The sequence below is a fragment of the Kribbella sp. NPDC055110 genome, assembly GCF_053607525.1.
This window is the reverse complement of the sequence record NZ_JBSGTS010000037.1, coordinates 41,401-51,510: the sequence shown is the minus strand read 5'-3', so window position 1 is coordinate 51,510 and position 10,110 is coordinate 41,401. Positions and strand designations below refer to the sequence as shown.

The window sequence follows — 10,110 nt, the reverse complement described above, 5'->3', positions numbered from 1 at the left end:
CAACCGTTTCGGGCCGCGCGAAACGGTTGGTGGCTTCTCAAAGTTGTACGGCGAGGTTGTCCACAGGGCGCGCTGACGGGACTGCGGGGGTGGGGGTGGGGGCGGTAATCTCACGGAGGTGACCAAGTCTCCGAGTGGACGGGACGGACGGCGCAGCCATCTGCGGCTCGTCGGCTCCGACCCGAGCGAGCCGCCCGTGCCGGCGGCGGCTGTGGATGTCGACACGACGCCGAGCGTCGCCGTACTGGAGACGCTGCTGGAAACGCTTGCCCTCGACATGGCCTCGGTGCCGACCGCCCTGCATCCGGTGATCGCCGAGGCGTCGGTGGCGCGCTCGGCGGCGATGCTCGCCGACCAGCTGTGGCCGGCCGGGCTCCCGGACGAGATCGGCGAGGTGGAGCGGTTCTTCTGGGCCGACGCCGCGCGAGTGCTCGGCGAGCGCCGTGACCTCGAGTCCTTCGTGCTGTTGACCAGCCTGGCGCGGACGGTCGGCCCGGCCGGACGGCTGCCGCTGCAGCGGGCGCATGTCTCCCGGTTGCGGACGCAGGACGAAGTTCCGGAATGGGTTACGCGGATCGCCGGCTTCCGGCTGACCAGCGCGATCGTGTCCGAGGACATCACCGGTGACGGGCTGAGCGTCGTGCTCGACTACGACGACGAGCAGCACCCGCACACCGTGGTGGTGTTCATCGACAACAATCTCGGCGCGATCATCAAGGACGTGTTCGTCGGCCCGCCGGTGGACCGCGTCCTGGAGGCGTACGAGCGCGGTGGCCGGGTGACCATCCGGACCGTGCGCCCGCCGATCGCGGCCGGCATCATCCTGCAGGCGCTGGGCGAGACCCGCGACTACGACGACCCGCCGGTCAGCGAGGACTTCGAGTTCTTCACCGGCCTGCTGGTGAACCGGCTGACGCAGATGCCGGAGCGCCCGGTTCGGCCGCCGGTCCGCCCGCTGATGACGCCGCGACAGCGCGAGCAGCTGGTCGAGGAGTTCCTCGAGTCGCGGTACGCCGTTGGTCTGCCCGACGATGCCGCGGACATCGCCCGGCTGTGGGTGGATCACGCGGTCGACCACACCGTCGGCGGTCCGCAGCGCGTCAGCGGCGTGCTGGTGGAGCTCTTCCTGGCGCACTGGTTGCCGCGCAAGGTGCTTGCTGACAGCACCTATTTCGATGCGGTCCCGGTGGTGGTGAAGGCCTGGCTCGAGTTCGCCGGTGAGCGGACCCATCTGCCGCTGGACACCGTCGACGAGGCGGTCGACGCCGTCGATGTCTGGCTGCCGGCCCTGGAAGCCGCCGCGATGATCGACCCGGTCGGCTCGAAGCCCGGCGAGCGGGTGTTCCTCGATGATGCGACCAACGATCTGGAAGACGCTTACCGAGCCCTGGCCGGCCTCGGATCCCCGCCGCAGCCCGACCTCCGCGGCCTGGACAACCACCAAGCCGCCACCCTCTCGGTCCTCGCACCGCACGCCTGGCTGATGGCCGGCGAAACCCTCGGTACGGCGTACGCGCCGGACGCCTTCGACATCGCCGAACGCCTGGTCCGCGACGCCCCCGACCTGCTGGCCAAGGCCCGCCTCTCCACCTGGCCCCGAGCCATCGTCTGGCTCCTCGCCCACCGCCACCGCCTGGTGGGCCCCGGCGAAACCCTCACCCCCTACACCCTCGCCACCGACCTCTCGTCGTCCCCGGCAACCTTGCGAAAAACCGCCAAACTCCTCACCGACACCCTGATCCTGCCGCGCTGATCTCACCCGCCGGGCCTGTGTCGGCTGCTGTTGAGCCGCGGCGGACAATGGTGAACATGCATGTGCGTGCGCCAGAACTCAAGGGTCGTGGGTGGTTGAACACGGGTGGGCGGGAGTTGTCGCTCGCGGACTTCCGTGGACGCTTTTTGTTGGTGGATTTTTGGACGTTTTGCTGCATCAACTGTCTGCATGTGCTGGACGAGCTGCGGCCGTTGGAGGAGAAGTACGGCGACGCGCTGGTGATTGTGGGGGTGCACTCGCCGAAGTTCGCGCACGAGGGTGAGGAAGCCGCGGTGCGGGCCGCTGTCGAGCGGTACGAGGTGGCGCATCCGGTGCTGGACGACCCGGAGCTGGTCACCTGGCAGAACTACACCGCGCGCGCCTGGCCGACCCTGGTCCTGGTGGATCCGAACGGGTACATCGTCGCGCAGTACTCCGGTGAAGGCCACGAGCATGCCCTGGACGCCCTGCTGGCAGAGCTGATCGTGCAGCACGAACAGGCCGGCACGCTGACCCGAGGCCGGTCGCCGTACGTCGCGCCGACACCCGAGCCGACCGATCTGCGCTTCCCCGCGAAGGTCGTTGCGCTCGACAACGGGTTCCTGGTCGCAGACGCCGGTAACCACAGCATCGTCGAGCTCGCCGCCGACGCGACTACCGTCGTACGCCGGATCGGAGCGGGGCATCGTGGTTTCGCGGACGGGGCCGCCGACCAGGCGAGCTTCTCCGAGCCGAACGGTCTCGTGGTCCTTCCGTCGGACGTGGCCGGCAAGGTCGGGTACGACGTGGTGGTCGCGGACACGGTCAACCACGCGCTGCGCGGGGTGTCGCTCGCGGACGGTCAGGTGTCGACGTTGGTTGGCACCGGCAAGCAATGGATGGACGGCGACGGGATCGACGTACTGAGTTCGCCGTGGGATGTCGCCTGGTGGGGCGACAAGGTGTGGATCGCGATGGCCGGCGTACACCAGTTGTGGACGTTCGATCCGTTCACCGGGGAGACCGCGGTCGCGGCGGGTACGACCAACGAAGGGCTGAAGGACGGGCCGCTCGGCGCCGCGTGGTTCGCGCAGACGAGTGGGCTGGCGGCGGACGGCGAACGCTTGTGGCTGGCCGATTCGGAGATCTCGGCGCTGCGGTGGATCGACACCGAGGTGCACACCGCTGTCGGCACCGGGCTCTTCGACTTCGGGCTGCGCGACGGCAAGGCGAGCGAGGCGTTGTTGCAGCATCCGCTCGGTGTCACGGTCCTCCCGGACGGGTCCGTCGCGATCGCCGACACCTACAACGGCGCCGTACGTCGTTATGACCCGCAGACCGAGACCGTCGAGACGATGGCCACCGGACTGGCCGAGCCGAGCGGGGCCGTTGTCGTGGGCAACGAGCTGCTCGTCGTCGAGTCCGCTGCGCACCGCCTGACCCGGATCCCGCTCGGGGCTTCCGCGACTGCTGATGAGTTCAGCACCCGGACGCAGCGTCCGCCGATGGATCTCGCCGCTGGAGAGGTCACGCTCGAGGTCGTCTTCAACCCGCCGCCGGGGCAGAAGCTCGACGACCGCTACGGCCCGTCCACGCGGTTGCTCGTCTCCTCCACCCCGGACAACCTCTTGCGCGAGGGTGCGGGCGACTCCACCAATCTCGTACGTCGTCTCGTCATCGACCCGCACGCCGGCTCCGGGGTGCTCCACGTGGCTGTCCAGGCCGCCTCGTGCGACGACTCCGCCGAGGTGGAGTTCCCCGCCTGCCACATGCACCGCCAGGACTGGGGAGTCCCCGTCAGCATCACCCCCGACGGCCCGAATCGTGTCGAACTGGTCCTCTCCGGCAGCAAGTAACTTGTTTGACGGAGGGGTACCGTCGAAGGTGTAGTTCCAAGAACTCTCTGGGAGGCTCGGATGAGCATCGGTGTGGGGATCTTCTTGATGGTGGTGGGCGCCGTGCTGGCGTTCGCTGTCCGCGACACCTGGGACGCCGTGAACCTGCAGGTCGTCGGCTACATCCTGCTACTCGCCGGCCTGGCCGGCATCCTGCTCTCCTTCTACATCACCAACCGCCGCCGGCGAGTGGAGACCGACGCCATCGACCCGGCCATCGAAGAGGAGTACCGCGTCGTCGAGGAACACCACCGCGACATCAAGGAGTAGTCCTCAGCGACTGTGCAATGCGATGTCACCTGAGGTAGTGGTGGCGGTCAGAGTGTGGGCCCCGGAGGAGTTGTTGCCGAGGCTGTCGTCGACCTCCCCGTGCTTGGTGTCGGTGGTGACCTTGTAGGCACCGGTCGGGGCGCTGATCTCGATGTCGCCGCTGGTGCCCTTGGCGCGGATGTCGTTCGCCTCGGTGAGGTCGAGTTCGATGTCGCCGGACGTGGTCTCGACGTCCACCGCGCCGCCGCTCAGGTCCTTGGCCTCGATGTCGCCGGAGTTGGCCTTGACGTCGAGTTTCCCGGTCAGGTCCTGCACGGACACGTCGCCGGACGTGACGTCGAGGTTGACGTCGCCCTGGACCTCGCGGAGCTCGATCTTGCCGGAGTTGGACTTCGCGTCGACCCCTGCGACGCCGGCGATCTCGAGGTCGCCGCTGCCGTTCTCACCGGTGACCTTGGTGCCGCGCGGCACCGTCACCTCGAAGTCGGCGGTGCACTGCCAGCCGCAGTCGCCGTCCAGCTTGAGTACGCCGTCGTTCACCGAGTACGCGTCGCCGTGCTTCCAGAACCAGAACTTGCGCTGTTCCCGCACGCTGGTCTTGTCGTCGTCGGACACGGTGATCTTGATGTCCGCGTGCCCGGCGGCGAGCTGGACGGTGGTGATCTTGTCGTCGATCTTATGCGTGTCGTCGGAGTCCCGATCCCCGAACTGCCAGAACGCCAGCCCGGCCGCCGCCACCAGCAGGATCACGCCGAGCTGCTTGTTCTCCGCCATCGTCCGCCTCTTCTCGAGCCCACCCACGTTGTCGCAACGACAGTAGGCTCCGGGACCAGGCCCCAGGATCCGGCAGATCCCTCGACGCGCCCCTGAACCGTCCTCAGGGAAGCCCTCTCATCGATGCAGCTCACCCCGGGACACGGCCGCGGCCAGATCGTCGCCGGTGGTGCCGAAGAAGGTCCGCGCCCAGAGCGTGTCCTCGTACCAGTACGGCCCGTCCTTGCCGGGCAGGGACGCCGGCGCCGAGCGACGCTTGAGGGCCTGCCGGCACTCGTTGCACAGCGGCAGCGTGAGCGTCGTACCGTCGGACTCGACCTTCGTCGGGCGACCGGACGAGCGACCGTGCAGCGGGTTGAACGCGCACAGATCCGGTACGGCGTCCACGCGCCGGCCGGCCGCGGACGCGACCGCGGCGTCGTACTCCCGCCGTGCCTTGTCCAGCAGGACCATCGCGCCGACCAGGTCGACGAGGCCGGGCGACGAGTCGAGGACCTTCGACGCGGCGGCGTGGTCGTCGAGCGCGGCCTGCTGATGGACCAGCCCCGCGCCTTCGGTGGTCGGGAGCGCGGCGAGTTCGGACCCGAGCGCGGTGAGCTCGGCGGTCGTGTCCTGGGTCAGCCGCCGGCGCCGCTCGGCCGCCACTGTCGCGGCCACGTGCGGCGGGATCCGGAACGTCTGCTCCCGTCCGCCGCCCGAACCCCGGGTTCGCCCGATCACCAGACCGAGACCGACCAGTACGACGAGTCCACCGACGATCGACAGCGCGACGATCCGCCCGTGACCGGCCGGCTCCGAGTCGTCGTTCCGGGACGGCGTACTCGAGTTCGGTCGGGCCGAGGTCTTCGCGATCCCCGGTTGGGCTAGCAGCTCGTACATCCGGGCCAGCACCTCGGTCGGCCCCGCGTCGTACCCCTCGTCGTCCAGCGCTCGGGTCCGCGCCGCCTGCAGCTTCTCCTCGCTCACCTGCGGCAGGTCCCGCGTCTCGTACCACGGGAACCGGCTGCCGCCGTCCACCACGACGTACAGCCCCGGCAGCCGGAGCGCGTCCATCACCAGGGTGAGGGCCGTGCTCTCCTCGCCCTGGAACTCGTCGCTCGGGGTCAGCGGCAGGACGACCGTGTAGACCGGGTACCCGAGCGCCTTCGCCTTCGTCCGAAGGTTGTCCAGCAGCGTCGCCGGCAGTGCCGTCTTGTACGCCGGGTCGATGTAGACCGGATCCTTCGTCAACGCGGTCGCGATCTCCCGCGCCCGCTCCGCCGGGGTCCGCGCGGCGGTACCGGCCTGGGCCGGGGTCGCGACCAGCAGCGTCAGCGCCGCCGCGAGGCAGGCCAGCGCGAGTCTTCCCAGCAGAAAACGGGCCTTCACGCGCGTCCCTTCCGTCGTGGGCGGGCGAGTGCCGCCACGATCAATACGATTCCGCCGAGGACGCCGCCGCCCATCAGGCCGAGGATGGTGCCGCCGAGGCCGTTGCCGAGTGCCTTGCCGACGGTGAACTTCTCCTCCGGGTACGTCCGCTCCGGCTCGGGTGGCAGCGGCTCGGTCCGGGCCGGCTTCGGCGTGCTGTACTTCGACTCCTCGACGCCGTCGAGATAGTCCGAGAGCTGCTTGCTCAGCGACTCTTTCCCGTCGGCGTACGTCCACGTCGGCGCGTACACACCGAGCTGGTGCGCGACGCCGTACGAGCGGTCGCCGTCCATCACGACGTACACGCCCGGCTTGCCGTTCGCGGCTGCCAGCCGGCCGGCCAGCAACGTGGTGTCGCCCTTCTCCGGGAACCATTCGCCGGACGGTACGACGGCCACGAACACCGGCACCTTCGCGTTCGAGATCACCTGCAGCGTCTCGTTGCGATCGGCAACCGACGCGAAGTCCGGGTCGACGTACAGCCTCTCCTGCGTCCAGGCCGAGACGGCGGCGATGATCCGGGGATCGGTCGGTGTGGTTGCCCACGCGGTCCCGGTCAGCAGCACAGCAGTTGCCATCAGCAACAGGACGAACCGTCTCATCGGACATCGTCCTTCCGGCCGGTGATCCGGTCGGCCAGATCGTCGGAGAGCGCGCCGAAACCGGTCGCGACCATCGGGCTGTCCTCCGGGTCGAGCGTCCAGTACGGCACCTGCTTGCGGTCGTGACCGAGCAGCCCCGACTTGGCCGAAACCTGCAGACCGCGCGGCGTCTTGCCGTGGCGTACGACGCTCGCGCACTGCTGGCATGCAGGTACTTCGACGTCGTCCGACCAGTCGACCTTCGCCGTCCCGGGGTTGTGCGTCGGGTCGAAGAAGCACGGCGGCTGGAGGGCTGCACCGGACGCGATCCGTTCGGCCTGCCGGGCGAGCACGAGCGCTCCGGCCGAGGCGAGGAGGTCCTCCGGCTGGTCCGCGCGCAGCGTCCGCGCCGCGTCGAGCCGGCGGTACGCGTCATCGCGCTGATCCAGCAGCAAGGTCGTTTTGTTGCGACGCCGATCCAGCCGCGCAACGGCCCGCTCGGCCTGCTTGATCTTGGCGTCCGCGTTCAGTTGCACATCCCACGACTCGACCGGCGGATCATCGGCCGGCTGACGCTTACGAGTCCGCTTGGCGCCACGCCGTCGCAGCCCGATCACCAGCGTCAGCACGAACCCGAGGAGCCCGCCGATCCCGAGGCCGACGTACACCGCCCGGTCGGACTTGTCCGTCACAGACAGGCCGCGATCCGGGCGCTCCGGCTCCAGGTCGGCAGCCGGGACGGCCGGCAGCGCGCGACCGTCGTACGCCGTCGACGCCTGCTGGATCGTGCGGACGATCTGCGGCGCCGGACGATCCGAGACGAGGTCGAGACGCTGCTTGTCGTCGGCCCGCACGCTGGTCAGGTCGCGGCCCCGGAGCCCGCCCTGCCGGTACAGCTCCGCGGTCGTGGACCAGTAGGTGTCGTCCACGATCGCGACCAGGTACAGCCCCGGCGCACCGATCCGCGCGTGCAGCAGCGTCGGCAGGTCGAGCCGGTTCTTCCCGAGGTACGGCGTCCGCGGCACGAGCGCGACGTACACGGGAACGCCCGCGGTGCGCATCGCGCTGCGGATCCGCGCGAGCTCGGTCGCGGGGATCGTCAACCGCCCGTCGACGGACAGGTGATCGGTCTTCCAGGCGGCGGCGATCCGGTCGGGTAGCTCCGGTGTCTCCGCGCGCGCCGGCAGGGCGGGGAGGAAGGCGAGTGCCGCGAGCAGGGCGGTGAGGAATCGGACGGGCATCGCGGACAGCGTACGACGACCGGACCTGGACACGTTCACACGGACGCAACGGCACATCTCCTGGTTCCACCCCGCCGGAGTTGGGCGCGACCCTGGCCCGGACAGGGGAGACCAAGCCAGGGTCACGGTGTTTCAGGGCAGAAACGTTGCTACACCAACACGCTCCGCAACAGGGCAGATCGTGGGGCAACCCGGGGCAGATCAGCCGATTTCATGCCCCGAGACTTTCTTGCCGACGGCCCCGACCTCCGGCTCGACCCGCGCAAGTGGCCGAGCCGGAGGAGCACCGGCCGCAACCTCAGAAGGCGGACTCCGGGAGGTCCATCACGTCGAGGTCGGTGAGCTCGGCCTTGATCCGCTCGGCGCGGACCGAAGGCATCGTCGAGCGGACGAACCACTGGGCCGCCGCGACCTTGCCGGTGTAGAAGTCCTGGTCGGCCGGGGACAGCTCGCCGCCCAGCTTCTCCAGCGCGACCTCGGCCTGCCGGAGCATCAGCCACGAGCAGACCACGTCGCCGAGGACGAACAGCAGCCGGGAGGTGTTGAGGCCGACCTTGTAGACGTTCCGCGGGTCGCCGTTCTCCGCCTGCGGGTTGGCGGCCATGAGGGCCTGCCCCATGATGCCCAGGATCTTCTGCGTGTCCTCGAGGCCCTTCGCGAGCAGCCCGCGCTCTTCCTTCAGGCGGCCGTTGCCGGCCTCGGAGGCGACAAACGCCTGCACCTGCTCGGCGAGGTGGCCGAGTGCCTTGCCCTGGTCCTTGATGATCTTGCGGAAGAACAGGTCCTGGCCCTGGATGGCGGTCGTGCCCTCGTAGAGCGTGTCGATCTTCGCGTCCCGCACGTACTGCTCGATCGGGTAGTCCTGCAGGAAGCCGGACCCGCCGAACGTCTGCAGCGACTCGGTGCCGAGCAGCGTCCACGACTTCTCCGAGCCGTAGCCCTTCACCAGCGGCAGCAGCAGGTCGTTGACGCCCTCGGCGAGCGTGTCGTGCTCGCCCGCGTACCGCGCCTGCTCGGCCCGGTCCTGGTACGTCGCCGTGAACAGCACGAGCGCCCGCAGCGCCTCGGCGTACGCCTTCTGCGTCAGGAGCGAACGCCGTACGTCGGGGTGGTGGGTGATCGTGACCCGCGGCGCGTCCTTGGCCGGGTTCGTCATGTCGGCGCCCTGGACCCGCTCCTTGGCGTACTCGAGCGCGTTCAGGTAGCCCGTCGACAGCGTCGCGATCGCCTTGGTGCCGACCATCATCCGCGCGTACTCGATCACCTGGAACATCTGCGCGATGCCGTCGTGCACCTCGCCGAGCAGCCAGCCCTTCGCGGGAACGCCGTCGCCGAAGGTGATCTCGCAGGTCGTCGAGACCTTGATGCCCATCTTCTTCTCGACGTTCGTCACGAAGGCGCCGTTGCGCTCGCCGGTCAGCTCACCGGTCTCGAGGTCGAAGTCGTACTTCGGAACCACGAAGAGGCTCAGGCCCTTCGTCCCCGGACCGCCGACACCCTCGATGCCCTGCGGCCGCGCGAGGACCAGGTGGATGATGTTCTCGGTCATGTCGTGCTCGCCCGAGGTGATGAACCGCTTGACGCCCTCGATGTGCCAGGAGCCGTCGTCCTGCAGCGTGGCCTTGGTCCGCCCGGCGCCGACGTCGGAACCGGCGTCCGGCTCGGTCAGCACCATGGTGGCGCCCCAGCCGCGCTCGATGATGTGGTGCGCGATCTTCTGGTCCCGCTCGGTCCCGTTGCGCCAGAGCACGTGCGCGAAGTTCGGGCCGGCGGCGTACATGTGCACCGGCGGGTTGGCGCCCAGCACCAGCTCGGCGGCGGCCCAGCGCAGCGACGGCGGGGTCGGCTGACCGCCCAGCTCGGCCGGCAGCTCGAGCTTGAACCACTCGGCGTCCATGTAGGCGTGGTAGCTCTTCTTGAACGCCTCCGGCATCCGGACCTCGTGGGCCTCCGGGTCGAAGACCGGCGGGTTCCGGTCGGCCTCCGCGAAGGATTCGGCCAGCTCGTGCTTGGCCAGCCGGTCGACCTCCGCGAGCACCTCGCGGGCGGTGTCGACGTCCATCTCGGCGTACGGGCCCTGACCGAGCACGTCACCTCGGCCCAGCACCTCGAGCAGGTTGAACTCGATGTCCCGCAGATTCGACTTGTAATGGCTCACAGAGGCTCCTAGTTAACTCGCCAGTAACTTGAGTATATACCGGCCGGTAACG

The 10,110-nt window shown here is 69.2% G+C and carries 8 protein-coding genes; 3 read left to right on the top strand and 5 right to left on the bottom strand.

Translation table 11 applies throughout. The features are described 5' to 3' along the window. The first annotated feature begins 118 nt into the window (after positions 1 to 118). From ACWF0M_RS35195 to ACWF0M_RS35185, 3 genes are read left to right on the top strand one after another with little or no spacing between them, the layout of a single operon-like run. On the top strand, positions 119 to 1,753 hold the full coding sequence (locus ACWF0M_RS35195) for a hypothetical protein (protein ID WP_452240080.1): 1,635 nt from the start codon (positions 119 to 121) through the stop codon (positions 1,751 to 1,753). Positions 1,754 to 1,800: 47 nt separating this feature from the next. Next, the gene (locus ACWF0M_RS35190) at positions 1,801 to 3,588 is read left to right on the top strand and encodes an NHL domain-containing thioredoxin family protein (protein WP_452240079.1); all 1,788 of its coding nucleotides are present in this window, start codon (positions 1,801 to 1,803) and stop codon (positions 3,586 to 3,588) included. A gap of 60 nt (positions 3,589 to 3,648) precedes the next feature. Next, complete coding sequence (locus tag ACWF0M_RS35185) at positions 3,649 to 3,897, top strand: DUF6458 family protein (RefSeq protein ID WP_452240078.1); 249 nt, start codon at positions 3,649 to 3,651, stop codon at positions 3,895 to 3,897. Positions 3,898 to 3,900: 3 nt separating this feature from the next. Here ACWF0M_RS35185 and ACWF0M_RS35180 read toward each other — a convergent pair whose 3' ends face one another. The 5 genes from ACWF0M_RS35180 to ACWF0M_RS35160 all read right to left on the bottom strand — a co-directional run bounded on the left by ACWF0M_RS35180 (position 3,901) and on the right by ACWF0M_RS35160 (position 10,058). After that, complete coding sequence (locus ACWF0M_RS35180) at positions 3,901 to 4,671, bottom strand: DUF4097 family beta strand repeat-containing protein (protein ID WP_452240077.1); 771 nt, start codon at positions 4,669 to 4,671, stop codon at positions 3,901 to 3,903. Between the two features lie 117 nt (positions 4,672 to 4,788). After that, a complete protein-coding gene (locus ACWF0M_RS35175) occupies positions 4,789 to 6,039 on the bottom strand; it encodes a hypothetical protein (RefSeq protein WP_452240076.1) in 1,251 nt (416 codons plus the stop codon). Beyond that, positions 6,036 to 6,680 (bottom strand): hypothetical protein, encoded by a 645-nt coding sequence (locus ACWF0M_RS35170; RefSeq protein WP_452240075.1) that lies wholly within the window; start codon positions 6,678 to 6,680, stop codon positions 6,036 to 6,038. Before ACWF0M_RS35170 ends, ACWF0M_RS35175 begins: the two co-directional genes overlap by 4 nt. Next, entirely contained in the window at positions 6,677 to 7,900 is a 1,224-nt protein-coding gene (locus tag ACWF0M_RS35165; RefSeq protein ID WP_452240074.1) for a hypothetical protein, read from the bottom strand. The genes ACWF0M_RS35170 and ACWF0M_RS35165 overlap by 4 nt, the downstream gene beginning before the upstream one ends. A 298-nt stretch (positions 7,901 to 8,198) precedes the next feature. Beyond that, positions 8,199 to 10,058 (bottom strand): acyl-CoA dehydrogenase, encoded by a 1,860-nt coding sequence (locus ACWF0M_RS35160; protein ID WP_452240073.1) that lies wholly within the window; start codon positions 10,056 to 10,058, stop codon positions 8,199 to 8,201. Positions 10,059 to 10,110: the final 52 nt, after the last annotated feature.